Here is a 24,615-nt window from a genome sequence, read left to right as displayed (position 1 = left end):
ACTATCTTCTAAATCTTAGATTGTTTCTGTTTAGATCACTAATCTTTGTACAACCCATTAATTTCATGTCTCTTACTAATTCAGTTTTGTACTTTTCAATAGCTCTTTCAACACCTGCTTGTCCTCCAGCAGCTAATGCATAAAGATATAATCTACCACCAGAACAAGCCTTGGCCCCTAATGATAAGGCTTTAAGCATGTGTGTTCCTCTATGTATTCCACCTTCGCAAATTACATCGAGTTTATCACCTACAGCATCAACAATTTCAGCAAGTTGGTCAAAAGGTGACCTTGATCCATCAAGTTGTCTTCCACCATGATTTGAGACCATTATACCTGTGCAACCTATATCAACTGCTCTTTTTGCATCTTCAACACTCATAACACCTTTTAAAGCAAAATGACCTCCCCACTGAGAGCAGAGTTTTTCTGCATCTTTCCAGTTCATAGATTGGTCCAACATTGTAGAAAAATAATTTCCAATAGAAGTGTTAGTGTCGGTACCTTCTTTTACATAATCTTGAAGATGAGGTAATTCAAATTTTCCTTTTGTTAAATAATTTATCCCCCACATTGGCTTTGTGGCAAAACTAAATAAGCTAGATAATGTAAGCTTAGGTGGTGATGTAAATCCAGTTCTTAAATCTCTTTCTCGATTTCCTCCTGTTATAGTATCCACCGTTAATGCCATAACATCAAATTTAGCTGCTTTAGCTCTTTCTAAACAAGAGTCGTTTAAACCTCTATCTTTATGAAAATAAAACTGAAACATCTTTGGTGTATCAATCATGGAAGATATTTCTTCAACACTAACTGTGGCTAAAGCTGATACTCCAAACATAGTATTAAATTTTTTTGCAGCTTTACCAACTGCTCTCTCACCATCATAGTGAAATAATCTTTGCAAAGCAGTAGGTGCTAAATAAAATGGCAAATCTAATTTTTTTCCAAATATTGTTGTTGATAAATCAACGTTTTCCACACCTCTTAAAACATTTGGAACTAAGTCAACATCATCAAATGCACTCGTATTTCGTGCATAAGTTATCTCATCATCTGCAGCACCATCAATATAATGAAATATGGGTGATGGTAATTTTTTTTTAGCTAATTTTCGAAAATCACTAAAATTATGGCAGTCATTAAGATTCATAAATTTCTATTAGAAGTTTTTCAAAAAATTAAACATATAACTATTTGCCCCAGGGTTTTTATCTCCTAAACTTGCATTAGACAAATGATTATAAGAAAAACCAAATTTAGAGCTATCTGATAAATTAAGAGATAGTTGGACTTCACTTTTAAATTCAAGCATATGTCCAAGATCTTTACCTTCTCCTTCATGGTATAAACCTGGCGTAAAACTTGGTGTGATATTTAATGCCCCAATTTTATATTGAGCTTGTACACCGGTATAAACGTAACCTGCACTATCTTCTGTAATTAATATACCCGTGATAGGCGAAAGATTTCCTAAAAATGTATCTCTATTTAGATTTTCGTTTTGATGCTGGAAACCAACTAATGTTGATTGCTTACCATCGTCACTAAAATCAAACATGCCTGTATAAACATTATACTGATTATTTTGAATATTATTTTTCATTTCTTCAGCACTTATCGAAGAAACAAAAAATAAAATACAAATACTTAAACAAATTCTTTTAAACATCATAACATTTAAATTATTTTCTAATTTTAAAATTTTTAACAACTATTGCACCCCCAATTAAAAATATCAATATTGGTAATAACCACAAAATATAAGTATTTTTATTAAGTTCAGGATCATACAAAATCCATTCTCCATATTTTTCTTTAAAAAAGTCATATATTTGTTTTTCAGAGAAACCATCATTTAATTTTTTATCTACTAAAACTTTCATGCTATTCGCAAATTCAGAATCTGAGTCATAAACAGACTGACCCTGACAAATTAAACAACGTAAATTTTTTGTAATTTTAATTTTCATATCATCTGTATTTGCTCCAAAATGATTAAAAGAAAAAATTAAAAAAATGATAAAAAATAATTTTAATATCTTCATTTTATTAATAAATTAATTTCTTCAACTAGTTCTTTGTTAAGAGGTCCAATATATTTTTTAATTACTATTCCATTGTTGATTAAGAATGATTCAGGTACTCCAAAAGCGCCCCACTCTATTGCGTTAATTCCCTCTTTATCAAAAATTATTTCTTGGTATGGATTTCCAAGTTCATTCAAAAAATTCTCAGCATTCTTCTTTTTATCTTTATAATTTAATCCAATTATTTCTATCTTTTTATTTTTAGTTAAATCCATTAACAAAGGATGCTCAGTTCTACATGGAACACACCATGATGACCAAATATTCAATAAATAAAATTTATCTAATTTAAAAAGTTCAGATGAATTAATTTGTTTGTTCGAATAAAATAAGTTTGCAGAAAATAATGGAATTTCGTTATTAGATTTTTTTTTTGGAGTATAAATATTTGTATCCTGTAAAGCTTTATAAAAAACTACAAAAATAATTATAAATATTGCTGTTGTAGTTATTTTTAATATTTTATTATTCATAATTTTTTTTAAATAAGCTTAACAATCCACCAAAACTAATTAGCAAAACTGAAAGCCATATCCATAGCATAAATGGTTTAACTTGATATCTAACATTAAAATAATCTTGATTTTGAACGATATTAATCACTATAAATTTATCTGACATCATTGTTGTTTTAATATCTGCTTCACTAGTTACAATATTGGGCTGATTATAAATTCTTAATTCAGGAGATAAATTTTCTATAATACCCTTTGAATTTTCTATATTAAAATTTGCAATAATAGATTTAAAATTTTTTTCCTCTTTTTGCTCGATGCTTTTCAAAATTATTTTTGTGTTTAAATCTTCAAAAGTTTCACCAACTTTTAAGTTTGTAATGATTTCACTTGAAAATAAGCTGTTAAATAAAATACTTAAAATTAATAAACTAAATCCAAAATGAGCAATATTTTGAGAAATATTATTAAATTTCTTTATAAAAAAATCTCTAAAAGTAGTGAAAAATAGATAGGCGGCACTAGAAATTAAAATTGTATTGATAAGAAAGTTTGCCTCAAAAATTTTTAAGATAAAAAAAGATATTAAAACTGAAATTATAAGTAACAATATCAAAGAAAATTTATCCTCTAAATTTGACTTTACCCATTTCAATTTAGGCCCAATGGCCATTGCCAATAAGAATGGTATTAGAAAAGGTACTATTAACTTATGGTAAAATGGCGGTCCAACAGATATTTTTTGAGATGATAAAACATCAAGAAAAATTGGATAAACCGTACCAATTAAAACCACAGATAAAAAATACATCATAAACCAATTATTAATTATTATTGATGTTTCCTTGCTAAGCCATGAAAAATTATTTAATTCATTTTGTGTAGATTTATGAAAAAAGAAAAAAACAAAAAGTGAAATCAAGATTAAAGAGAATAGAAAAACTAAGATAAATAATCCTCTTCCTGGATCATTTGCAAATGTATGAACAGAATTTAAAATCCCTGATCTCACTAAGAATGTGCCACACATACTTAATGTGAATGTCGAGATAGATAAAATTATTACCCATGATGTTAAGATTTGTTTTTTTTCTAATACCAAGATACAGTGTAAAAGTGTTGTTAATGCTAACCAAGGCATTAATGATACGTTTTCAACTGGATCCCAGAACCAGAAACCTCCCCAACCTAATTCATAATAAGCCCAAATTGATCCTAACAAAATTCCTAATGTCAGAAAAATCCAAGAAATAAGAACCCATTTTTTTATATGTGATGCCCATTTCTTAGATACAATATTTAGGCAGGTAGCAGCTAAGGCTGAAGAAAAAATAATTGATGAACCGACATATCCTAAATACAAAATTGGTGGATGAATTGCTAAAGCTGGATCTTGTAAAATAGGATTTAACCCTAAGCCTTCTTCTGGTGTTGGGTATATATAATTAAATGGATTTGATGTTTGTATTAAAAAAATAAAAAAACCAATAATTATGATTTGCTGAAATAATAAAGTTAAAATCTTATATTTTACTGGTTGTTTTTTTGTTTTAACTAAAAATAAAAATATAAATAAAGTTAAAACAAGTAACCAGAGTAATAGACTGCCTTCATGATTTCCCCATGTACCTGATATTTTATAAAAAAGTGGTTTCGTTGTATGCGAATTATTAAATACTGTTTCGTTACTAAAATCAGAAAATACAAATGAAAAAACCAGACATAAAAAGCTTAAAGAAACTAAAATAAATTGTAAGAAAGTAAATGATAAAATTTTTGCATCTAAGTGTTCAGAAATTTGAAAATTTTTTATAGAAAAAAAAATTATAATTAAACCAACACATAATCCTGCAACTAAAGAATAATGACCAATAACACTTAATAACATTTATTAATTTCCTAGCGCTTCTTTTACTTCTGGAGGCATATAATTTTCATCATGTTTTGCTAAAATTTTAGTAGCAGAAAAAAAATTTCTGTCTTTTAAAAACCCTTCAGCAACAACACCTTTACCCTCTTCAAATAGATTTGGTATTGCACCTGAATAAGATACATTTATTTCATTTTTAAAGTCTGTAATAATAAATTTAACCTCATCAGCTTTGATTAGAATAGAGCTTTTTTTTACCATTCCTCCAACTCTAATTTTTTTATTTTCCAATTCAGATAATACTTTTATCTCCGAAGGTGATTGAAAATAAACTACATTTTCTTCTAAAGATTTTAAAATAAGAAATACCGTTAATATTAAAGTAATTAAAATAAGAAATATAAACAAGAACCTTAATTTAACTTTTCGACCATACATGGTTTAAAAGTTAATTCTTAATTGCGCCAGCTAAAATTTCTTTGTTTATTCTTTGAGTTTTTGCAGATTTAGCTTTTTTAGAGTTTAAAGATCCAAATTTAGCTACAAATTTATTTTGTTCCTTAACAAACTGAATTTTTGTAATTAAATATAAAGCTGAAAAACTTAAAAGAGTAAAACTGAATGCTGATAGCACATAAACTCCGTATCCATTCATAAAAAGTAATTCATTTATCATAGTCTATCTAGGCCTTTATTTTTAATTTTTATCAGTTCTGTATTATATTTCATTAAGAAAATTAGCAATGAAAAAAGAGCAAATGCCGCAGTCATTATCAATAGAGGAAAAAGCATTGATGTATGAATTGTACTTTTTGACAAAATATTGATTGATGCTGGTTGATGAAGTGTGTTCCACCAATCTACAGAATATTTTATAATTGGAACATTAATTATACCTAATATTGTAATAAAAGTTGTAATCTTAAAAACCTTTTCCTCAGTTTCATAAATTCTCCATGAAATTAAATACATTGCATAAAATAATGCCAAGATTAACATAGAAGTAATTCTGGCATCCCAAGCCCACCAAGTTCCCCATGTTGGTTTACCCCAAATTGCTCCTGTAACCAGTGCTATGATATTAAAAACAAATCCAGAAGGAGCTAAACTTTTTGCTATTAAAAAAAAATTCTTATTTTTAAAAATAAAACCACCAATTGAGAGCAAAGTAATAGATGAAAAAATTCCAAGAGAAATCCATGCAGAGGGAACATGCACATACATAATTCTAACTGCATCACTTTGTTTATAATCTTCTGGAGATAAAAATAATGCCTCAGTTAATCCAATAGAAAGAACAATTATAAATAAAAGTAAAACATATTTTGGTGCTTTAGATGTTATCTTAAAAATCTTATTAGGTTCAAAAAATTTAAACATATTTTTTTTTAATATTATTTGAGAGATATCTATTATGAAAAGGATTTCCGATCAAGAATGCAGAGGGATATAATGAATTGAAATTAACTTTTAACACTCTTGATCAGAATATGGATTAAATTTAACTAATTTGTGTGGCCTAGATTTGAACTAAATGTGGTTGAATAGTGATTTGCTTAATTTGAAAGCTTGAAATAAGTTGAGCCTTTTTTGCCAGAAAAAATCTCTTCAATTAAAGGGTGTTTTATTGGTTCATCAGAGTCATCCATTAACAAATTTTGCTCTGAAACATACGCTTCATAAGTAATTTCATCATTTTCAGCAAGCAAATGATAAAAAGGTTGATCTTTTCTAGGCCTAACATTTTTTGGTATAGACTGATACCATTCCTCAGAATTATTAAATTCGAAATCTACATCATATATGACACCTCTAAACTCAAAGTGTTTGTGCTTAACGATATCTCCTATTGAGAATTTTGCTTTTTGAATTGGCATTGATATTAGTATGGGTATTTAAATATAAAAATCAATGCTAAAAATATTAATGTTTTGTGATGTGGCAATATGTTAGTATTTTTAAAGTGAATAAATCTTTTTTAAAATTTGTTACTGATTTTGGACCTTTGGCTATATTTTTTTTCTACTATTATAATAGTGATAAAAATTTGTCAGTTGCAATTCCTCCACTTATAGTTGCAACTTTAATCGCTCTAGCCGTTGTTTGGTTTTTTGAAAAAAAAATTCCAACTATGCCGTTAGTCAGTGGAATATTAATAACTTTTTTTGGTGGGCTTACTATTTACTTTAATGATCCAGTTTTTATTTATGTAAAACCTACGATTATAAATATTTTATTTGCTTTAGCGTTATTTTTTGGAAAATATTTTACCAAAGAACCAGTCTTAAAAAAGATAATGGGTAAATCAATTCCTCTATCAGATTTAGGATGGGAACTTTTAAATAGAAGATGGATGTTTTTTTTCTTTGGTCTTGCAATTTTAAATGAGTGCATTTGGCGTACTCAAACTGAAGAATTTTGGGTTAACTTTAAAGTGTGGGGAATGTTGCCAATAACTATTATTTTTACAGGTTTTCAAATACCTTTAATTAATAAATATAAAATCGATGCGTAGTAATTTAAAATTAGTAGTAAATAACCCTCACAATCAGACTGAAGAAAAACAATTTTTTGAAAAAAATGAGCTTAAAATTATTTTAGATTTATACGCCAAAATGGTATCTGAAGGATCATGGAAAGATTATGGTTTAAGCATTTCAAGCAAACAGGTGAGTTTTAGTGTGTTTAGGAATGCAGCAGAGAATGCTTTATATAAAATTTGTAAAAATTTTAGGCCAAAAAATAAAAATCTTAAATATTTAATTACAGATACAAGTGGTAAAATTTTAAAAAATTCTTTTGATCTTAAAATATTATTAAAAAATACTAACTGGAAAAAATTACCAAAATAAAATTATCTTCTTTGACCAAATAATCTCAATAACATTATAAATAAATTAATAAAGTCTAAGTATAGAGTTAAGGCTCCCATTACGGCTTTTTTACCCATAATCTCACCCGTATCACTTACTGCATACATATTTTTTATCTTTTGAGTGTCATAAGCGGTTAAGCCTACAAAAATCAAAACACCTAAAATAGATATTACAAAGTACATCATTGAAGATTTCATAAAAATATTAACTATAGATGCAATTATAATTCCAATTAATCCCATCATTAAAAAAGAGCCTAGTTTCGTAAGATCTCTTTTAGTTGTATAACCATAAATGCTCATTGCACCGAAAGTTGCTGAACAAATAAAGAAAACTCTTGTAACACTCATTCCTGTGTAAATTAATAAAATGGATGATAAGGATAAACCCATTAATGCTGCAAAAACCCAAAAAGTTGTTTGAGCTTTTGATGCACTCATTTTATTAATTCCAAAACTCATATAAAACACAATTCCTAAAGGAGCTAACATCACTAACCATTTTAATCCCGACATATAAATTGCATTACCAACTGATGTTAGGCCCACAATAGATCCCGCATCATTTGTTACTACTGACATTTTAAATGTAAGAAGCGCAACTATTCCTGTTAATAAGATCCCAGTTGCCATGTAATTATATACTTTAAGCATGTAGGCTCTTAAGCCTTCATCCATTACAACTGCTGTTTGTTGAGCTGCTTTTGCTCTGTTTAATATTCCGTTTTTATCAAATTTCATAATGAGTAATATATAATAGTCTTTTACTAATTATTCAAGATGCCTTAGAAGATTAAAAATATCTGAATTATGCAAAAAGCTTTATGAATTACAAAAAACTAGGGAATACTAATCTTGATGTAAGTACAATTTGTCTCGGTACAATGACATGGGGAGAACAGAACACTCAAGAAGAAGGTTTTGAGCAAATGGATTATGCTTTAGATCAAGGAGTAAATTTTTGGGATACTGCAGAACTTTATGCTGTTCCACCTAAAGCAGAAACATTTGGTCACACAGAAATTATAATTGGTAACTGGTTTAAAAAAACGAAAAAGAGAGATCAAGTAATTTTAGCATCAAAAGTTGCAGGACCTATGAGAGCTTATTTGAGAGGTGGCGGAAATAATTACGGTTTAGATAAAATGACCGAAGCAGTAAATGATAGCCTTAAAAGACTACAAACAGATTATATTGATCTCTATCAACTTCACTGGCCGGAGAGAAATACTAATATGTTTGGAAGATTAGGTTATGAACATAAAGAAAATGGAAATTGGAATAAATTTGAGGATGTTCTTGGAAACCTAAAAAGGTTTGTAGATGACGGCAAAATCAGAGAAGTTGGATTATCAAATGAAACTCCATGGGGTGTTTCAAAATATTTGGAGCTCTCAAAAGATAAAAATTTGCCAAGAATGATGTCTGTACAAAATCCTTATAGTTTACTCAATAGAACTTATGAAGTTGGATTAGCTGAAATATCAATTAGAGAAGAAATTGGCCTGTTGGCCTACTCTCCTCTAGCAAGTGGATACTTATCAGGAAAATACAGAAATAATCAAATACCAAAGAATTCAAGAATAGAGCGAGATCCAAATTTTTGGACAAGATATGCAAAGCCTAATACTGAAAAAGCTGTAGATGCTTACTATGAAATAGCTAATAAGTACGATGTTAATTTAGCACAAATGTCGCTCAAATTTTTAGAAATCCAACCATTTGTAACTTCAGTTATCATTGGTGCAACTACAATGGAGCAGTTGAAAACTAACATAGAAAGTGTAAATGTTAATTTGTCTGATGATATCATTAAAGAAATTAATAATGTACAAACAATATATCCAAACCCATGTCCATAATTAAAAAAATTATTATTATTTTACCAATATTTTTTCTTAGCTTACTCGCACAATCATCTGCAGATGAAATAAAGAAAATCGGTAAATTTAAAGATTGGGAAGCAATGGTTGTTACTGAGGCAACTGGAAAAGTTTGTTTTGCACAATCATCACCCATCTTACAAGCACCGAAATCAAATAAAAGAGATGCTAAATTATTTATTGCTTTTAGACCTGCAGAAAAAATAATTAATGAAGTTAGTGTAACCGCTGGTTATGAATTTAACAAAAACAACTCGATAACAGCTGCTTCTGGTAAAAATAAATTTAAGTTTGATATTAAGGAGCAAGGTTTCGCATGGATTGCAGACACCAAGATTGAAAATAGAATGATCAAAAGAATGAAAAAAGGATCTAGAATTATGATTACCGGCTACAATCAAAAAGGTTCTCAAACAATAGATCATTATTCTTTATTAGGTTTTACAAAAGCTTATAACGCTACAAAAAAAGCTTGTAGTTAATTAATGAAATCAAAAAAGAAAATAGTGTTAGCCTATTCTGGGGGGCTAGATACCTCTATAATTTTAAAATGGCTTCAAGAAAATTATGATGCGGAAGTTATTTGTTATACCGCAGATGTTGGCCAAGAAATTAACAGAAAAAAAATTATCAAAAATGCAAAAAAATTTGGTGTTAAAAATATTATTATTAAAGATTTAAAAGATATATTTGTAAAAGATTATGTTTATCCAATGATTAGAGGCCACGCAATTTATGAAGGTGTTTATTTACTTGGAACATCAATTGCAAGACCACTAATCGCAAAAGACCAAATAAAAGTTGCAAAAAAATATAAAGCTTATGCTGTTGCACATGGAGCAACTGGAAAAGGTAATGACCAAGTTAGATTTGAGTTAGGTTATCATTATTTTGGACCAAAAATAAAAATTATTGCGCCTTGGAGAATTTGGAAATTAAAATCAAGAACAGACCTAATTAATTATGCGAAAAAACATGGGATAGCTATCCCTAAAGATAAAAAAGGAGCTCCTCCATTTTCAGTTGATGACAATCTGTTTCACACATCGACTGAGGGAAAAGTTTTAGAAAACCCAAAAAATTCTGCGCCTGAATTTATATTTCAAAGAACTACTTCACCAGAAAAAGCACCTAATAGACCAAGCTATGTAACTATCAATTTTAAAAATGGTGACCCACTTGGAATAAATGGGAAAAAATTATCTGCATCAAAACTATTAGAAAAACTTAATCAGCTTGCAGGTAAAAATGGAATTGGAAGAGTTGATTTAGTTGAGAATAGATTTATTGGAATTAAGTCTAGAGGCGTATATGAAACACCTGGAGGAACATTATTAATTCATGCACATAGAGCAATTGAATCTGTAACTCTTGATAAAGATACGATGCATAAAAAAGATCAAGTAATGCCAAGATATGCAGAACTTATCTATAATGGTTTTTGGTACTCTAAAGAAAGATTTAAACTTCAAAAAATTGTAGATCTTAATAAAAATAAAGTTAATGGGTCAGTTAAACTGAAACTTTATAAAGGAAATATTATCATTGAGTCGAGACAAACTAAAAGTTCGGCTTACTCAATGAAAAAAGTGTCTTTTGAAGAAAACAAAACATTTAACAAATCAAATGTTGAAAGATTCATAAATTTTAACAAGAAAAAACTGTAATTATTAAACTTAGGACAATTTGACATTTGTCCATAATATCAAATATTATAGTTATAAATGATGAAATCATTAAAAAACTGGATGATAGATGCTGCAAATATATTATTTGATGACAGCAAGAATGACCTTAGGTCTCTTCCTAAAACTGTAAGACTCCAAATTCTATTAGTTTTAAGTTTTATTTGGACAACAGTTTTTAGTTTATATGTTTTTTCATACACAACTTTTGCATTCGGCTGGGCAGGTCTTTATATTGCACATATTGGTTTAATATTTGCAGTTTACATGACTTTTAAAAATTTCCACAAAGCTGAGGCACAATCGAATAGTGTTTTTAAAACAAAAAATTTTGACCCATTTAAAATAATGGTAATTGTCTTCGTAATAGTTTTTATTTTTGTTTTCTCTAAGGGAATTGAAGTTTTAACAAGTCCTAATCCTAGCTCATACTCAATACCTTATGATGGACCATCAAAATCAGTATTTGAAAAGTGGCTACCATTTAGTAAAGATAAGTAATGGAAAAAATAGCAAAAAATTTACAGCTAATTTTAATGTGTATTATTTTAATAAGCACTGTAATTGCAGTTGGTATCGAAATTAAAAATATGTTTCTTAATCAATCGGTAACACTAGCTGATTTGCTTTTAATGTTTCTATATTTAGAGGTTCTTGCAATGGTCAGAGTATTTTGGGATCAACAATCAATTAGTATTACTCTACCCCTTTTAATTGCGATCACTGCTCTTGCTCGATTTATAATACTTCAAGGCAAAGAGATGGATCCAACTGCATTGGTGTATGAGGCTGTAGCTATAGTTCTTATTGCAGCTGCAATCGTCATATTAAGACTAAGACATAGTGATAAATTAGGTCTTAAAAAAAAAAAATCAAGATAAAATAGTATGATATTTGAAGCTTCGAGGGCTAAGGCCCTTGATAAATTAAATCATTTTGTTGAAAGTAATCTTTCTCAATATTCTAAATTAAGAAATTTTGATTTTGGTCCTGATAATAGATCAAATATTTCATGTTTATCTCCCTACATTACTCACGGGATTATAAGTGAATTAGAAGTTATCGATAAATCACTTAAAAAATTTTCATTTACAAAAAATGAAAAATTTATTCAAGAAGTTTTGTGGCGTGTTTATTGGAAAGGTTGGCTAGAATTAAGACCAAATGTTTGGTCAGATTTTTTAATGGAACTAAATAATCTTAGAAATGAATTTAAAGATAAACAAAATTATCTAGATGCAATTGAAGGAAAAACTGACTTAGAATGCTTTAATCAGTGGGTAAATGAGCTTAAAGAAAACAACTATCTTCATAATCACACTAGAATGTGGTTTGCAAGTATTTGGATATTTACTCTGGAATTACCCTGGCAATTAGGTGCTGAATTTTTTATGAAACATCTTTACGATGGGGATGCTGCATCAAATACTCTTGGATGGAGATGGGTGGCTGGAATTCAAACTCAAGGTAAACATTATTTGGCAAGTGAGTGGAATATTAAAAAATTTACTAATAATAGATTTAAAAATATTAAGTTAAATGAAAATGCTTTTCCTAAGATATCTGAGAAATCTTATTCTTTAGTTAAAAAAGAATTTAATAACCCACGAAATATAGATGAAAAAAATCTGTTAGTTTTTGAAAACAATCTATCTTTTGAAATCACTGACTTTAAGGAAAATAAATTTGAAAAAATTTATATAATTTCAAACAAAAATGAAAATAGATGCATAAAACTCAGTGAAAAATTAGTAAAATTTAAATCCCTTTTAATAGAGGATCAAAAACAAAGGTTAAAAGATAGATCTATTAATTGTGAAGTTATCGATATAAGTGAAATTAAAAATATTGAAAATTATTATTGTTTATATCCAACTGTTGGTGAAAATTTAGATTATCTAAGTTCAAATAATTTAAAGTTAAATTTTTTGTACAGAGATCTTGACCAACTTGCTTGGCAATTTTGCAACAAAGGTTTTTTTAATTTCAAAAATTATATTCCAAAAATAATTTCGAGCTTTAATTAAAACGAAAATATATTGTTCAAAAGTTTTCTACTATCCAATTGATATTAAAGTAAGATCATCACTTAATTTTCCAGGCCCAGAAATTTTAATTATTTTTTTAGTAATATCTGATAAGTGTCTTTTCGAGTCCTTTGTATAATTATCCTCAATAATCTTAATTGAACCATCTATGCCTATTTCTTTTCCTTCTTCATCTAAACTCTCTGATAACCCATCTGTGAAAACATAAAATTTATTTCCATTTAAAACTTGTTTATTGATTTTATAAATTGATTTATCTTTTTGAGAAATAACCCCCATTGGTGGTGCGTCACTACCAAAACTTTGGTATTCACCCTTCTCATTCCTAATTATAGCTGGTTGATGTCCACCATTTACCCATGTGATTTCATCTGAAATTAGATCATATTTTCCAAGCACACAGGTAACAAACATACCAGAAGTTTTAGTGATAAATAAATCATTGTTCATATGAAACATCATTTCATCTGGATCAACCTGGTCTCTTGACATTACTTCAAATAAAGTTGAAGCTTTTGCCATTACCATCCCTGCATGAACACCTTTACCAGCAACATCGGCTATAATAAAATAAATACTGTCATTGTGAGGATAAAAGCTAAAGAAGTCTCCTGAAACTTCTCTAGCAGCAATATTAATTCCATGTACAGGGTAATTTTGTAAATCTCTTTTTGGTAAGAAATTTTCTTGAACTTTTACTGCTAAATTTACTTCTTTAGATATTCTACTTCGCCATTTTTCTTTTTCTTTTTCACTAATCTCAAGCTTATTCATCAATTTATTATAATAAAGTCCAATTACACCTCCTGCTGTAAATGGATCTTGAGGCCCTCTAATAGCAAGATCTCCACTTTGAGATTGTTTTTCTAAAATTGAAATTAAATCATGTTCTACTGAAACCGCATTATGCTCAGCTATATTCAATCCTAACTCTTCTTGTAGAGGAGTAACTCTCAATGGATAAAAATAATTTAAAATTCTTAAAATTATATATGATCCGAAAAAAGAAAAAGCTCCTATTGTTAAAACTCCAATAAATTGTGCTTTTATTTGTTCTAGTCTTGTTAGATCTGTTCCTAAAATATTTAAATCACTAAAAAAACCTACCGCTAGAGTTCCCCAAACACCTGCTCCTAAATGAACTGGTACTGCTCCTACTACATCGTCAATTTCATATTTATTTAAAATCTCTGTAATTAGCACTGCTACTAGTGCTCCAATTATTCCAACAAAAATTGCAACTACGGTTGTCATTGAATTACACCCTGCGGTTATAGCTACTAATCCCGCTAAAGGACCTAGAACAACATAAAAAGGGTCTGGTTTTTTATAAATTATAAATGAAGTTCCTAAACCTGTTAACAAGCCAAACGCTGCAGCAAGAAAAGTATTTATTAAAATTAATGGAACAGCCTCATCCATTGCACCATTACTACCACCATTAAATCCAAACCATCCAAACCATAAAATTAAAGTACCAAGAACGGCTAAAGGAAAACTTGAGCCAGTAAATTTTCCTTTATTTGACTCAGAATATTTGCCAATCCTAGGACCAATAATTATTACCGCTGAAAGAGCAATCCATCCACCAACTGAGTGAACTATTGTGCTACCTGCAAAATCTACAAATCCTAAATTAGTTAACCAACCTGTCGACGTAACCTGATCTACTTCATTCAATAATTCTTTAGCACTATCAATATTACTTAAATAGCTCGAAGACCAAGCCCAATGACCTACAATTGGATAAATAATTCCAGTTGCTAAAATTGTAATTATTAAATAGCCATTAAATTTCATTCTCTCTGCAACAGCTCCTGAAATAATTGTAGCTGCCGTTGCAACAAACATTGCTTGGAAAACAAAATAAGTCATATATTCAGCGTTGGTTGTTTTAAAAAAGAACAAATCAGTTCCAAACAAACCATTATAACTTGAACCAAACATCAGACCGAAACCGAAAATCCAAAAAATAACGACTGAAACTCCAAAATCGGCTGCATTTTTTAATGCAACATTAATACTGTTTTTATGTCTAGAAAGTCCAGTTTCCATGCACATAAAACCTGCTTGCATAATAAAAACTAATATAGCGCAATCAATAACCCATAAGGTATCTACATAAGATTTTACATTTTCTAAATTTAAATTTTCCATAAAAAAAATATTTTATAATTTAATTTTTAATTTTATCATGTCCATATCTAAAACCATCTAATCATTCCAACAATTCCTGCTGTTGCATAAAAAAATTGTAATAATAATATTCCTTTGTGACCACCCCTATAAGCCCAAATACCAATTAAAATTGCTGATAAAAGTAATAAGCAGAAACCTAAAAATTCTATTCCAATATTTAGTGCAACAAATAATGAATATAAAATAGCAGTAACAACTCCTGCCCATTCAAAAAATTTATTCTTCATAATATTTTTTTAAAATTTTGATACAAGATCTTAGAATAGCTATTCATATCGGACATATTATCTTTTGCTGCGTTATCAAATTTTTCTAGAGCACCATCTCCCAACTGATCCTCAAGAGCTTTTTTATATTCTGGAACACATCCCCATTCATTGACTGTAGTATCTTTAATTTCTATATGAAATTGAATTCCATATGCGTGATCTTGATATTTAAAAATTTGATATTTAGTTATAGGTGATGAAGCCAGTAAAGTTACATCCTTATTATTTTCAATACCCTGAACCTCATAGGAATGCCATTGCAAACTTTTAATCTGATTTGGAAATTGTGAAAATAATCTATCTTCATCTTTTTGTTGTGAGAAATGAATGTCCATAATACCGATCTCTGCTGGAGTTGATTTCACTACCTTGCCTCCGACAACTTCACCTAATAACTGGCAACCTAAACAAAAACCAAGATAAGGTTTTTTTAAATTTATCACAAAATCTTTAATTGTTTTTTTTTCTTCAATTAACCAAGGATATTCTTTCTCCATAAAAGTATCCATTGGACCTCCCATGCAAAACATCCCGTCAAACTTACTAAGATCGTTTGGAATTTTTTCACCTTCGTCTAATTCTATGGTGGTTAAGTTGACCCTATCTGTTAACATCAAATCTTTAATGTAGCCAGGATCTTCAATTTTAATGTGTTGCAATACAATTATATTCACGAAAATCAGCTTAGCTCAGATCAATTCTCTAAACAAATTAAATAATATTATCTTGCGAGCTTTATAAAAATATCGCCCATACCTCCTTTTAGACTTTCTAAAGGAGTGTTGTTTCTTAATTCGCAAAATTTTCCTGTGACTTGATGACTTTTGACAAAATCTATCTCCTCTTTGTTACAATCTCTGCCTTTATGTAATAAACCTATAACTATTCGACCATTAAGATTATAAACTTGATCATTGTTTATTTTTTCTCCATCACAAAAATAATTCTTATTTACTTTATCTGGAAAATTTTTCTTGTTACAAGGATTTTTAATTGTGAATACGTAAAATTCTTTAAAACCATCTAAAAATTTATATTTCATTTTTTCAACTTCAGAATATTTCATGACATCACATGAACAAGGAATACAACATTTGTAGTAATCGCCACAAATTTTTTTGTTAGTTTTGCTTTCTTTGGCAAATAAAAAATCAGGTTCACTGTCAGGATCAATTAATGATCCTGAAACTGCACAATATAACTTATTAAATTCAGTAAAATCCTTAAAAGTAATTTCTTTGTCTATGATATATTTAAAAAACTTCGGCCCAGCAGCATTTCTATTTTGATCTGGAAATATTCTTGACCAGTCAGTTATTAATTCTTTATAATAATTTTTTTCATTTGCGAATGTTTCAAATTGAATTAATGCAAAAATAATTATAGTAAATTTAAACAAAGTTTTTTTCATTTTTGCTTAATAGTGATTGTTTGATTTAACGAAGTTATTTTAATTAAATCTTTAGTACCATTTGTCCATTTTACTTCTACTTTAAAATTATTTTCATTTTTTCTAATTCCATAATGTGCCACAGGCTCCATTTGGCACAGATAACCTGATCCAGCATCTATAGTTTTTGAATGTTTTCTTTGATTACTAATCAACGTAACAGTTGCTCCTCTTGCTGGAGCACCAAATAGATTAATCGGTTTTATTCTCAAATATTTGCTTTGTTTATCAACTTTTGCTTTATATAAAGTTAAAGGTTGTTCTTTACTTTCACCACGAGACACTATCAATTCTAGAATTCCATCATTATCGATGTCAGCAACTGCAGCACCTGTTCCATATCCATCAGCTTCAAGAGCTACTTCAAGTTTAATTTCTTCAAATATTCCATTCTCTTTTATCCTAAATAACTTGTTGGGCTCAGCTATATTATTCATAAAAATTTCATCATAACCATCATTATCAAAATCAGCAGAAATAATTGTTCGAATTCTAGAGGGTTTATCAAATTTACTGCTCCCTACATCTTTGAATTGATTATTTTCTAAAACATAAGCTCTGTGATATCCCTTCCAGTTTCCACTTATTATATCTAACCTACCTCTGTATAAAATATCTGAAAGTACAGTTCCTCTACCATTCTGAATCACATCATCTACACGAAAATCAAATGCTACATCTTCAAATACACCATCATTATTTTTTAAAAGATAATTTGCACCCCGCTCATTTGCTGCAAAAATATCAGATTTGTCTGTTAAAATATGACCTGAAACAACTGCCCTTCCACCCGTAACATTATTTAAATTTAAATTTTCTGCTTTATCTTTTATCTTTCCATCTTCAATTTCATAGAATCTTGTTGGTCCACCATAATTTGATACATAAAGACCATATCTTCCATTACCTTCTCTATCTACGCAAGCCACTGATCTTCCTGCTGTTAAATTTAAATCTTCCTTATTTTTTTCAATTTCAAACATATCTAAAAACTTATTTTCTTCAAAATCAATCAGTCTATCAGAATATTTTTTTTTTCCGCTGTAGGTATCAGTATTAAGAAAATATATTTCTTCATATCCATCTCTATCAACGTCACATGCAGCAACACCAATAGTTTTTCTAAATTTATCAGAAAATACATTTTTGTTTGCGATATTAATTAATTTTCCATTATCATAAGATAAAGCTAAATTAGCATAACCAAATCCAGTAACTAAAAATTCGTATTTGCCATCTTGATCCATATCTGTGACCGAGACTCCATAACTAAGTCTTTTAGAATTATTCTCAATTTTATAAGTTATATCTTCAAAAAAATCAGCATTAACAGTATTGGGCAATGATAAAATCGACAAAATTATTATTTTTTTAAAAAAACTTTTCATTTTTTATTTGAGCATCTTTTTGAGCAATATTTAACTTTATCCCAATTGATTTTCCATTTTTTTCTCCATTTAAATGGCCTATGACATACTAAACAAATTTTTGATGGCAAATGTTCTTTTTTCACTAAATTGTATTATGTTTAATAAATTTATCAGCTTCAGATAAAATCATTTTTTTTCTGTCATTTTTCATTTTATCAAAAATACGAACCATCATGGATAATCTTGGATTTGTTAAAAAAAATTTTCTATTTCGATCTATAAATCTCCAATACAATCCATCCATAATGTTGCACCACTCACCCTTTTTAAAATCCATCATCTTCATAAAATAACTTGAACCACAGATATATGGCTTTGTCGCAAAAATACCTCCATCGCTAAATAATCCCATTCCATAAACATTTGGAACCATTACCCAGTCAGATGAGTCAACAAACATTTCCATAAACCATTTGTAAACAATTGTGGGCTTAATCTCACAAAGGTTCATTATGTTAGATAAAATCATTAACCTTTCAATATGATGAGACCAACCGTGATTAACTGCATTTTTAATTGCATAATCTAATGGTGGTAGACCTGTAGTTCCTACATACCAAGAATTTTTCATTTTTCTATTTTGTTTGAAAAAATTTCCAGTTTCCATTTTTTCAGAATATCCTTGGTAAATACCTCTCATAAATTCTCGCCACCCAATGACCTGACGAATATATCCTTCAAGCGAGTTCATTCTAATTTTATTCTTTTTATGAAAATCTAAAATTTTTTGAATAATTAATTCAGGAGTGATCAAACCCAAGTTAATATAAGGACTAAGAGCGCTATGAAATAAAATATTATCTTTTTGGTTAACTGCATCTTCATAATCGCCAAATAAATTAGATTTTTCTTTTATAAAAAAATTTAAAAGTTTAACAACATCATCATATTCTGTTGCTAACCAAAAATTATCTGTACTTCCAGGATGATCTTTAAATATTTTTTCAATTATGGGTTTTAATTTTTTTGTATGGGTAGTCTCGTTTATTTTTGGAAATTTTGGAATTGAAATATCTTTAGGAAGTTTATTTCTGTTATCTTCATCAAAACTCCACTTACCCCCAATTGGGTTTCCATCTGCACCCATTAGTATTCCAGATTTTCGTCTGACTTCTTTATAAAATGTTGCCATAAAAGGTTTTTTAGATTTTCCTAAATAATTTTTAAACTCATCTCTAGAATTTAAAAACATGGGTGTTTGAACAATATTCCAATTGATTTTTTCTTTTTTTAAAAATTGTGTAATTTTTTTTTCAAAAAATTTGTCTTCTACTTCAAAACTTGAAATTTCAGTTATTTTTTTTTGAGTAATTTTTTTTTTTAATTTTTTTAAATAATCATCCTTAAAATCCTTATCTTCAATTTTAAGATAATCTAATTTAAAGTTATTTTTCTTTAAATTATCAGCATAAGAGCGCATAGAGGACAAAAATAATAAGATTTTTTGCTTATGATGTTTTTCATAAGTACATAATCCGTTATCTTCCGCCATAAAAAACACATGATCCTTTTTGAAGCGGTCTATGTATTTTAATGGAAATAATTGATTACCAAGTATAAAAAATAATTTCATAATTAAATATAGCTAATTAAATAATTTATGTCAGAAAAATATCTAATCTTTGGTGCGACAGGTTCTATTGGTTCAAGTCTAGCTGAACAATTAAAAAATTCTGGAAATGATATTCACTTAATTGCAAGAAATGAAAGTGAAGTAAGTTCTATTGCAGAAAAATTAGGATGCACATTTACAGTTGCTGATGTTTTGGAAGAAAGTTTTATTGAAAAAGTTAAAGCAGATGTCGCTGAAATAAAAGGAATAGCATATTGTGTTGGTTCAATTGATTTAAAACCATTAAGGATGGTGACCGAGCAAGATTTTAACAAATGTATGAAATTAAATCTTTATTCCGCTGTAGAAGCTATAAAAGGTTATCAAGAAAGTTTGAAAAAGAATAAAGGTTCAATCGTTCTATTTTCAACGGTAGCTGCTCAAAGGGGATTTACAAATCACGCAATAATTGCCTCAGCTAAAGCTGCTGTTGAGGGATTAACAGTGTCATTAGCTGCAGAATTTGCTCCTAATATTAGAGTAAATTGTGTAGCTCCAAGTTTGACAAAATCAAAAATCGCAGAACCAATGTTAAAAAATACAACTATTGCAGAAGGAATAGCCAAAGCCCATCCATTAAAAAGATTGGGAGAAGGAAAAGATTCAGCGGCACTTGCAAAATTTTTAATTACTGAAGATAGTTCATGGGTAACTGGCCAAATTATCGCTGTAGATGGAGGAAGATCAAAATTATCTTAAAAGAAAATGTATATTGCAATGAATAGATTTAAAATTGTTTTGGGTAAAGAAAATGATTTTGAAAATGTTTGGAAAAATAGAGACACTCATCTAGATGGTGTGAAAGGTTTTAAAAATTTTAATTTGATTAAAGGAGATACCAATGAAAATTATTCATTGTATTCTTCGCACAGCACTTGGGACTCTAAAGAAGATTTTATAAATTGGACTAAATCTGAAGCATTTCGCTTAGCACATAAGAATGCTGCACAACATAGGGACTTATATCTTGGTCCTCCAGACTTTGAGGGTTTCAAAGTTATCTTTTAACTTTTATGAAAATTTTTTTCATATTAGTTTTTTTTATTATTAACTTTCAATCTTTTGGTCTATCTGATGATTTTAATTTTAAAAAAATTGTCAATCTTAATAATCCTTGGGGATCCTCTTTTATTAATAATGAAGAAATAATAATCACTGAAAAAAGTGGAAAGATAAAATTAGTAAATGTTGTCTCAAAAAAAATAATAGAAATAAAACATAATCTTAATTTTCTTGAATACGGACAAGGTGGGCTATTAGATATTATCTATAAAGAAAATAAACTTTGGATTTCATATACTGAGGATAGAGGAAATTGGAAAACAAGTACTTCAATTGCAAAAGCAAAATTCCATAAAAAGGAATTAATTTTTGAAAATATATTTCAATCAAATCCACCTATAGACTCTGGTTACCATTTTGGCTCAAGATTAGCTATTAAAGATGATTATCTTTTCGCAACAACTGGTGAAAGAGGACAAGGTATGATTGCTCAAGATGGAACCAAACATCCTGGGAGTATAATTAGAATTCACACAGATGGTAGTATACCAATAGACAATCCAAAGTTTGAAGGTAAATCTAAATGGTTACCTGAAATTTATCAAATAGGCGTTAGAAATCCACAAGGTTTAACTATATCACCTTATGATGAAAAAATTTACATAAGCAATCATGGGGCAAAAGGTGGAGATTGGTTCGGTGAAGCAAAAAAAGGAGAAAATTATGGATGGAAAATTTTAGGATGGGGTGGAACAAATTATTCTGGAACCAAAATTGGACCAAAATGGAAACCAGGTTTTACTAAAGCAATTCAATATTGGGTACCTTCAATTGCTGCTAGTGCAATTACAATTTATAAAGGTAAAGAGTTTAGTGATTGGAATGGTCATGCTTTGGTAACATCACTTAAAGATAAATCTTTAAGAAAATTAATTATAGGTGACATCGAAAACGTAAAAGAGAAAATTATTTTTAAAAATGAAATTGGAAGAATAAGAGATATACAAGTTCATCCAAAAAATGGAAAAATTTATTTTTTAGCTGGGAACTATCTATGGTTAATGGAAAAAAAATAATGTTGGATAATATTGATATTAATTACTTATATTTATCCTCAATTTTATAATACTCATTAAATCCTACAATATCTCTTAATTCAGAAAATTTAGTTACATTTGTATTATAAACTTTATTTTTCATATTCTTTAAACATTCTTGCATTGTTTTTACTGAAGCGCTCATCAGCGTTAAAGGCATTACTGCAATCTTGTAACCAATTTGCTCTAGTTCATTTATTTCTAATAACGGTGTATCTCCATCTTCAATTAAATTTATCATGTGATGTCCAGGAACTTCTTTTATAATTCTCTTCATATCATCTTTAGATTTTACAGCTTCAATAAATAAAATATCAGCTCCAATTTCAGAAAATATCTTCATTCTGTTAATTGCATCATCCAGTCCTCTTGTTGCAATAGCATCTGTTCTAGCCATAATTAAAATGTCATTATCGCCATAATTTCTTGCATCTACAGCAGCTTTAATACGCGATTTTGCTTCATCTAAATCCACAACATCTTTTCCTTTAGTGTGTCCACATTTTTTTGGCCATTTTTGATCCTCTATCATTACTCCAGCTGCACCAGCGTCTGCGTAACCTCTAACAGTTCTAAATACGTTTACTGAATTACCATAACCCGTATCGCCATCAAAAATAATTGGAATGGATGTTGAGTTACAAATATTTCTTACTTGATCTACCATTTCAGAAAAAGAGATTAAACCAGTGTCAGGCATACCTAATCTAGTTGAAGAAACACAAAAACCTGACATAAAACCAACATCTAAACCCTCTTTTTCAATTAGTTTTGCAGATAAAGAGTCGAAGCATCCAGGCATTACAATCACGCCTTTTGCGTTAAGTTTCTCTCTTAATTTAGATGCCTTATCTTTTGATTTAATTTTAGAAAACATAACTATAATTTAAAAGGTATATATAAAGCTAAATCAGGAAATAAGTAAATAACAAAAACGGTGAACAACATTATTATTACAAATGGTATCACTCCTTTTGCAATTTCAGACATTTTAGCTTTTCCAATTGCTTGTAAAACATAAATATTTAAACCAACTGGTGGAGTAATTAAAGCACATTCAATCATTAAAGTAAAAATTATTCCAAACCAAATTAAATCTATATTCATCGCCGCTATTGAAATAGAAAAAATCGGCATCATAATTAATATTAACGATAAAGTTTCCATTATAAATCCAAGAATTAAAAGTGTTATGCAAACTACAAGTATAAACAAGCCTTGTTCATTTATATTTGTAACTATAAATGAAGATAACTCTTGAGGAATTCTATAAAGTGAAATTGCTTTTCCAAATATTTTAGCGCCAGCTATAATTATGAAAATAGTTACAGTTGTTTTCATTGTTTCAAGACCAGCCTCAATAAATCCTTTAAAACTTAATCTTTTTTTCGCAACCACATAAATAAATGATATCAAAAAACCTATACCACCAGCCTCAGTTGGGGTGTAAATACCAGCATAAATACCACCAAGCATTATGAATGCCATTAATAAAATTGGTAAGCCCTTTTTTGTATATTTTATTTTTTCTTCAAGAGTACTTTTTACATTAACAACTTCTTTATTAAAAAATTTTACATAAATTATTGAAAATATAATAAAGAATAATGCCAGAACAATTCCAGGTCCAATTCCTGCAAGAAACATGCTTAAAACTGACTCTTCTACGACAAAAGCATAAACAATCATTGGTATAGAAGGCGGAATTAATATCCCAAGTGTACCGCCAGCTGCCAATATGCCTAAGGTGAAATTTCTATGATAACCACGACTTATCATTGCTGGAAAAGCAACTGTTGAAATTGTGGCAGCGGTTGCAACAGATGATCCTGAAATTGCAGCAAAAATACTGCAAGAAACAATTGTTGCAATGGCTAATCCTCCAGGAAAATTTCCTACCCAACTTTGAGCAAATTTGAATAAATCTTCACCAACACCTGCTTTTAATAAGATATTTGACATCATTAAAAACATTGGAACTGCTAACAAGATGAAATTATCAGCAACACTATAAAAAGTTTGTGGGACCATTAAGGGAGAAATGTCTCCAAAAATCATTAATCCTAGACCGATAGTTCCTAATCCAAATGCAATTGGAACTCCCAAAAAAAGAATAAAAAATAGCAAAAATAAAATTAATGCTACAGTCATTTAAATAAGTCCTTTAAGAACAAATATATTTCCACAATCACTCGGATAACCAAAAAACCAAAACATAAAGGTATTGCAAATTCAGTTAAAAAAGATGGCACATCTAAAATTGTTGAGCTAGTTCTTCCTACTTTAAAAGAATCGTATGCAATTAACCACCCAAAGTACAAAACAAATAAACTAAATATTAAAACAAAAATAGCACTTATAAAATCTAAAACTTTTTGACCTTTCTCATTAAGCCTATCATACAAAACCGTTATTCTAATAAAATCCTTTTTATGAAATGTATATGTTAATGCTAAATATGTTGCCCATATTTGAAGAAATCTTGAAATTTCATTTACCCAAACAGTTGGTGAATTAAAAATATATCTCATTATTACTTCGTATGAAACTATGAAGCCAATAGTTATGAACAAAGCAGAAGCTAAGTAACCGGAATATTTTATAATTTTGTCGTAAATTTCCATATTAAAAAACCCCACATAAGAAATAT

The 24,615-nt window shown here is 28.9% G+C and carries 31 protein-coding genes; 11 read left to right on the top strand and 20 right to left on the bottom strand.

The genetic code is table 11. From position 1 onward, the window contains the following. Window position 1 precedes the first annotated feature (1 nt). The 9 genes from PB7211_RS01560 to hspQ all read right to left on the bottom strand — a co-directional run bounded on the left by PB7211_RS01560 (window position 2) and on the right by hspQ (window position 6,292). Complete coding sequence (locus tag PB7211_RS01560) at window positions 2–1,153, bottom strand: alpha-hydroxy acid oxidase (protein WP_008545164.1); 1,152 nt, start codon at window positions 1,151–1,153, stop codon at window positions 2–4. 9 nt (window positions 1,154–1,162) lie between these two features. After that, complete coding sequence (locus PB7211_RS01555; protein ID WP_232208812.1) at window positions 1,163–1,714, bottom strand: acyloxyacyl hydrolase; 552 nt, start codon at window positions 1,712–1,714, stop codon at window positions 1,163–1,165. Next, window positions 1,686–2,048 (bottom strand): cytochrome c-type biogenesis protein, encoded by a 363-nt coding sequence (locus tag PB7211_RS01550; protein ID WP_008545192.1) that lies wholly within the window; start codon window positions 2,046–2,048, stop codon window positions 1,686–1,688. Before PB7211_RS01550 ends, PB7211_RS01555 begins: the two co-directional genes overlap by 29 nt. Continuing rightward, window positions 2,045–2,563 carry a DsbE family thiol:disulfide interchange protein gene (locus tag PB7211_RS01545; RefSeq protein WP_008544668.1) on the bottom strand — a complete coding sequence of 173 codons (519 nt, stop codon included), beginning with the start codon at window positions 2,561–2,563 and terminating at the stop codon, window positions 2,045–2,047. Before PB7211_RS01545 ends, PB7211_RS01550 begins: the two co-directional genes overlap by 4 nt. Beyond that, window positions 2,556–4,433: a heme lyase CcmF/NrfE family subunit gene (locus tag PB7211_RS01540; RefSeq protein ID WP_008546084.1), complete on the bottom strand. Its 1,878-nt coding sequence runs from the start codon at window positions 4,431–4,433 to the stop codon at window positions 2,556–2,558. Before PB7211_RS01540 ends, PB7211_RS01545 begins: the two co-directional genes overlap by 8 nt. Window positions 4,434–4,436: 3 nt before the next feature. Further along, window positions 4,437–4,853 carry a cytochrome c maturation protein CcmE gene (gene ccmE, locus PB7211_RS01535; protein ID WP_008546088.1) on the bottom strand — a complete coding sequence of 139 codons (417 nt, stop codon included), beginning with the start codon at window positions 4,851–4,853 and terminating at the stop codon, window positions 4,437–4,439. A 10-nt stretch (window positions 4,854–4,863) separates the two neighbouring features. Next, window positions 4,864–5,091, bottom strand: coding sequence for a heme exporter protein CcmD (locus PB7211_RS01530; protein ID WP_008546034.1), 228 nt, complete (start codon window positions 5,089–5,091; stop codon window positions 4,864–4,866). Beyond that, entirely contained in the window at window positions 5,088–5,795 is a 708-nt protein-coding gene (gene ccmC, locus PB7211_RS01525; protein WP_008544770.1) for a heme ABC transporter permease CcmC, read from the bottom strand. Before ccmC ends, PB7211_RS01530 begins: the two co-directional genes overlap by 4 nt. Before the next feature lie 176 nt (window positions 5,796–5,971). Continuing rightward, window positions 5,972–6,292 (bottom strand): heat shock protein HspQ, encoded by a 321-nt coding sequence (gene hspQ / locus PB7211_RS01520; RefSeq protein WP_008545572.1) that lies wholly within the window; start codon window positions 6,290–6,292, stop codon window positions 5,972–5,974. A gap of 86 nt (window positions 6,293–6,378) precedes the next feature. On the opposite strand from hspQ, the gene PB7211_RS01515 reads away from it, so the two are divergent. Beyond that, on the top strand, window positions 6,379–6,930 hold the full coding sequence (locus PB7211_RS01515) for a septation protein A (RefSeq protein WP_034399208.1): 552 nt from the start codon (window positions 6,379–6,381) through the stop codon (window positions 6,928–6,930). Continuing rightward, a complete protein-coding gene (locus tag PB7211_RS01510; protein WP_008545237.1) occupies window positions 6,923–7,267 on the top strand; it encodes a DUF2794 domain-containing protein in 345 nt (114 codons plus the stop codon). The genes PB7211_RS01515 and PB7211_RS01510 overlap by 8 nt, the downstream gene beginning before the upstream one ends. A gap of 2 nt (window positions 7,268–7,269) precedes the next feature. Here PB7211_RS01510 and PB7211_RS01505 read toward each other — a convergent pair whose 3' ends face one another. Continuing rightward, a complete protein-coding gene (locus PB7211_RS01505) occupies window positions 7,270–8,031 on the bottom strand; it encodes a Bax inhibitor-1/YccA family protein (RefSeq protein ID WP_008544301.1) in 762 nt (253 codons plus the stop codon). A gap of 83 nt (window positions 8,032–8,114) precedes the next feature. Here PB7211_RS01505 and PB7211_RS01500 point away from each other — a divergent pair, with 83 nt between their 5' ends. From PB7211_RS01500 to PB7211_RS01475, 6 genes are read left to right on the top strand one after another with little or no spacing between them, the layout of a single operon-like run. After that, a complete protein-coding gene (locus PB7211_RS01500) occupies window positions 8,115–9,152 on the top strand; it encodes an aldo/keto reductase (protein WP_008545841.1) in 1,038 nt (345 codons plus the stop codon). Continuing rightward, the gene (locus tag PB7211_RS01495; protein ID WP_008545749.1) at window positions 9,143–9,655 is read left to right on the top strand and encodes an invasion associated locus B family protein; all 513 of its coding nucleotides are present in this window, start codon (window positions 9,143–9,145) and stop codon (window positions 9,653–9,655) included. Before PB7211_RS01500 ends, PB7211_RS01495 begins: the two co-directional genes overlap by 10 nt. A 3-nt stretch (window positions 9,656–9,658) precedes the next feature. Further along, window positions 9,659–10,840, top strand: a complete 1,182-nt coding sequence (locus tag PB7211_RS01490) for an argininosuccinate synthase (RefSeq protein WP_008544678.1) — start codon at window positions 9,659–9,661, stop codon at window positions 10,838–10,840. Window positions 10,841–10,900: 60 nt separating this feature from the next. Beyond that, window positions 10,901–11,359 carry a UbiA family prenyltransferase gene (locus tag PB7211_RS01485; RefSeq protein WP_029455881.1) on the top strand — a complete coding sequence of 153 codons (459 nt, stop codon included), beginning with the start codon at window positions 10,901–10,903 and terminating at the stop codon, window positions 11,357–11,359. Then, window positions 11,359–11,739, top strand: coding sequence for a phosphate-starvation-inducible PsiE family protein (locus tag PB7211_RS01480; RefSeq protein ID WP_008545488.1), 381 nt, complete (start codon window positions 11,359–11,361; stop codon window positions 11,737–11,739). Before PB7211_RS01485 ends, PB7211_RS01480 begins: the two co-directional genes overlap by 1 nt. A 6-nt stretch (window positions 11,740–11,745) precedes the next feature. Next, window positions 11,746–12,885: an FAD-binding domain-containing protein gene (locus PB7211_RS01475; RefSeq protein ID WP_008545230.1), complete on the top strand. Its 1,140-nt coding sequence runs from the start codon at window positions 11,746–11,748 to the stop codon at window positions 12,883–12,885. A gap of 30 nt (window positions 12,886–12,915) precedes the next feature. On the opposite strand, the gene amt is transcribed toward PB7211_RS01475, so the two are convergent. Genes amt through PB7211_RS01440 form a run of 7 tightly spaced genes read right to left on the bottom strand, consistent with a single transcriptional unit; the run spans window position 12,916 to window position 19,827 of the window. Continuing rightward, complete coding sequence (gene amt / locus PB7211_RS01470; RefSeq protein ID WP_008544303.1) at window positions 12,916–15,063, bottom strand: ammonium transporter; 2,148 nt, start codon at window positions 15,061–15,063, stop codon at window positions 12,916–12,918. 47 nt (window positions 15,064–15,110) lie between these two features. After that, window positions 15,111–15,332 (bottom strand): hypothetical protein, encoded by a 222-nt coding sequence (locus PB7211_RS01465; RefSeq protein ID WP_029453933.1) that lies wholly within the window; start codon window positions 15,330–15,332, stop codon window positions 15,111–15,113. Then, window positions 15,329–16,048 carry a type 1 glutamine amidotransferase gene (locus PB7211_RS01460; RefSeq protein WP_008544647.1) on the bottom strand — a complete coding sequence of 240 codons (720 nt, stop codon included), beginning with the start codon at window positions 16,046–16,048 and terminating at the stop codon, window positions 15,329–15,331. Before PB7211_RS01460 ends, PB7211_RS01465 begins: the two co-directional genes overlap by 4 nt. A 47-nt stretch (window positions 16,049–16,095) precedes the next feature. Further along, window positions 16,096–16,785, bottom strand: a complete 690-nt coding sequence (locus tag PB7211_RS01455) for a hypothetical protein (RefSeq protein WP_198001870.1) — start codon at window positions 16,783–16,785, stop codon at window positions 16,096–16,098. Continuing rightward, window positions 16,782–18,212 (bottom strand): CRTAC1 family protein, encoded by a 1,431-nt coding sequence (locus PB7211_RS01450; protein ID WP_008544715.1) that lies wholly within the window; start codon window positions 18,210–18,212, stop codon window positions 16,782–16,784. Before PB7211_RS01450 ends, PB7211_RS01455 begins: the two co-directional genes overlap by 4 nt. Further along, complete coding sequence (locus PB7211_RS07890; RefSeq protein WP_008545243.1) at window positions 18,209–18,337, bottom strand: DUF2256 domain-containing protein; 129 nt, start codon at window positions 18,335–18,337, stop codon at window positions 18,209–18,211. Before PB7211_RS07890 ends, PB7211_RS01450 begins: the two co-directional genes overlap by 4 nt. Beyond that, entirely contained in the window at window positions 18,337–19,827 is a 1,491-nt protein-coding gene (locus PB7211_RS01440) for a cryptochrome/photolyase family protein (protein WP_034398771.1), read from the bottom strand. The genes PB7211_RS07890 and PB7211_RS01440 overlap by 1 nt, the downstream gene beginning before the upstream one ends. Before the next feature lie 27 nt (window positions 19,828–19,854). Here PB7211_RS01440 and PB7211_RS01435 point away from each other — a divergent pair, with 27 nt between their 5' ends. Genes PB7211_RS01435 through PB7211_RS01425 form a run of 3 tightly spaced genes read left to right on the top strand, consistent with a single transcriptional unit; the run spans window position 19,855 to window position 21,944 of the window. Further along, a complete protein-coding gene (locus PB7211_RS01435) occupies window positions 19,855–20,565 on the top strand; it encodes an SDR family NAD(P)-dependent oxidoreductase (RefSeq protein ID WP_008545146.1) in 711 nt (236 codons plus the stop codon). Window positions 20,566–20,571: 6 nt separating this feature from the next. Continuing rightward, window positions 20,572–20,874 (top strand): antibiotic biosynthesis monooxygenase family protein, encoded by a 303-nt coding sequence (locus tag PB7211_RS01430; protein ID WP_034398768.1) that lies wholly within the window; start codon window positions 20,572–20,574, stop codon window positions 20,872–20,874. A 5-nt stretch (window positions 20,875–20,879) separates the two neighbouring features. After that, window positions 20,880–21,944 (top strand): PQQ-dependent sugar dehydrogenase, encoded by a 1,065-nt coding sequence (locus tag PB7211_RS01425; RefSeq protein ID WP_008544841.1) that lies wholly within the window; start codon window positions 20,880–20,882, stop codon window positions 21,942–21,944. Window positions 21,945–21,966: 22 nt separating this feature from the next. Here the strand turns inward: PB7211_RS01425 and PB7211_RS01420 are convergent, their stop codons facing one another. From PB7211_RS01420 to PB7211_RS01410, 3 genes are read right to left on the bottom strand one after another with little or no spacing between them, the layout of a single operon-like run. Beyond that, entirely contained in the window at window positions 21,967–22,842 is an 876-nt protein-coding gene (locus tag PB7211_RS01420) for an isocitrate lyase/PEP mutase family protein (protein ID WP_008544363.1), read from the bottom strand. Between the two features lie 2 nt (window positions 22,843–22,844). Further along, the gene (locus PB7211_RS01415) at window positions 22,845–24,116 is read right to left on the bottom strand and encodes a TRAP transporter large permease (RefSeq protein WP_008545037.1); all 1,272 of its coding nucleotides are present in this window, start codon (window positions 24,114–24,116) and stop codon (window positions 22,845–22,847) included. Next, window positions 24,113–24,589 carry a TRAP transporter small permease gene (locus PB7211_RS01410; RefSeq protein WP_008545650.1) on the bottom strand — a complete coding sequence of 159 codons (477 nt, stop codon included), beginning with the start codon at window positions 24,587–24,589 and terminating at the stop codon, window positions 24,113–24,115. Before PB7211_RS01410 ends, PB7211_RS01415 begins: the two co-directional genes overlap by 4 nt. Window positions 24,590–24,615 lie beyond the last annotated feature (26 nt).

Origin of the sequence: Candidatus Pelagibacter sp. HTCC7211, from assembly GCF_000155895.1 — a bacterium.
Classification (GTDB): Bacteria; Pseudomonadota; Alphaproteobacteria; order Pelagibacterales; family Pelagibacteraceae; genus Pelagibacter.
This window is presented reverse-complemented; position numbering and strand designations above follow the sequence as displayed.

Bases quoted from the DNA above. Each gene is read 5' to 3' on its own strand.
- PB7211_RS01560 (WP_008545164.1), bottom strand. From the start codon at position 1,153: ATGAATCTTAATGACTGCCATAATTTTAGTGATTTTCGAAAATTAGCT.
- PB7211_RS01550 (WP_008545192.1), bottom strand. From the start codon at position 2,048: ATGAAGATATTAAAATTATTTTTTATCATTTTTTTAATTTTTTCTTTT.
- PB7211_RS01545 (WP_008544668.1), bottom strand. From the start codon at position 2,563: ATGAATAATAAAATATTAAAAATAACTACAACAGCAATATTTATAATT.
- PB7211_RS01540 (WP_008546084.1), bottom strand. From the start codon at position 4,433: ATGTTATTAAGTGTTATTGGTCATTATTCTTTAGTTGCAGGATTATGT.
- ccmE (WP_008546088.1), bottom strand. From the start codon at position 4,853: ATGTATGGTCGAAAAGTTAAATTAAGGTTCTTGTTTATATTTCTTATT.
- PB7211_RS01530 (WP_008546034.1), bottom strand. From the start codon at position 5,091: ATGATAAATGAATTACTTTTTATGAATGGATACGGAGTTTATGTGCTA.
- ccmC (WP_008544770.1), bottom strand. From the start codon at position 5,795: ATGTTTAAATTTTTTGAACCTAATAAGATTTTTAAGATAACATCTAAA.
- hspQ (WP_008545572.1), bottom strand. From the start codon at position 6,292: ATGCCAATTCAAAAAGCAAAATTCTCAATAGGAGATATCGTTAAGCAC.
- PB7211_RS01510 (WP_008545237.1), top strand. From the start codon at position 6,923: ATGCGTAGTAATTTAAAATTAGTAGTAAATAACCCTCACAATCAGACT.
- PB7211_RS01505 (WP_008544301.1), bottom strand. From the start codon at position 8,031: ATGAAATTTGATAAAAACGGAATATTAAACAGAGCAAAAGCAGCTCAA.
- PB7211_RS01500 (WP_008545841.1), top strand. From the start codon at position 8,115: ATGAATTACAAAAAACTAGGGAATACTAATCTTGATGTAAGTACAATT.
- PB7211_RS01495 (WP_008545749.1), top strand. From the start codon at position 9,143: ATGTCCATAATTAAAAAAATTATTATTATTTTACCAATATTTTTTCTT.
- PB7211_RS01490 (WP_008544678.1), top strand. From the start codon at position 9,659: ATGAAATCAAAAAAGAAAATAGTGTTAGCCTATTCTGGGGGGCTAGAT.
- PB7211_RS01485 (WP_029455881.1), top strand. From the start codon at position 10,901: ATGAAATCATTAAAAAACTGGATGATAGATGCTGCAAATATATTATTT.
- PB7211_RS01480 (WP_008545488.1), top strand. From the start codon at position 11,359: ATGGAAAAAATAGCAAAAAATTTACAGCTAATTTTAATGTGTATTATT.
- PB7211_RS01475 (WP_008545230.1), top strand. From the start codon at position 11,746: ATGATATTTGAAGCTTCGAGGGCTAAGGCCCTTGATAAATTAAATCAT.
- amt (WP_008544303.1), bottom strand. From the start codon at position 15,063: ATGGAAAATTTAAATTTAGAAAATGTAAAATCTTATGTAGATACCTTA.
- PB7211_RS01465 (WP_029453933.1), bottom strand. From the start codon at position 15,332: ATGAAGAATAAATTTTTTGAATGGGCAGGAGTTGTTACTGCTATTTTA.
- PB7211_RS01455 (WP_198001870.1), bottom strand. From the start codon at position 16,785: ATGAAAAAAACTTTGTTTAAATTTACTATAATTATTTTTGCATTAATT.
- PB7211_RS01450 (WP_008544715.1), bottom strand. From the start codon at position 18,212: ATGAAAAGTTTTTTTAAAAAAATAATAATTTTGTCGATTTTATCATTG.
- PB7211_RS01440 (WP_034398771.1), bottom strand. From the start codon at position 19,827: ATGAAATTATTTTTTATACTTGGTAATCAATTATTTCCATTAAAATAC.
- PB7211_RS01435 (WP_008545146.1), top strand. From the start codon at position 19,855: ATGTCAGAAAAATATCTAATCTTTGGTGCGACAGGTTCTATTGGTTCA.
- PB7211_RS01430 (WP_034398768.1), top strand. From the start codon at position 20,572: ATGTATATTGCAATGAATAGATTTAAAATTGTTTTGGGTAAAGAAAAT.
- PB7211_RS01425 (WP_008544841.1), top strand. From the start codon at position 20,880: ATGAAAATTTTTTTCATATTAGTTTTTTTTATTATTAACTTTCAATCT.
- PB7211_RS01420 (WP_008544363.1), bottom strand. From the start codon at position 22,842: ATGTTTTCTAAAATTAAATCAAAAGATAAGGCATCTAAATTAAGAGAG.
- PB7211_RS01415 (WP_008545037.1), bottom strand. From the start codon at position 24,116: ATGACTGTAGCATTAATTTTATTTTTGCTATTTTTTATTCTTTTTTTG.
- PB7211_RS01410 (WP_008545650.1), bottom strand. From the start codon at position 24,589: ATGGAAATTTACGACAAAATTATAAAATATTCCGGTTACTTAGCTTCT.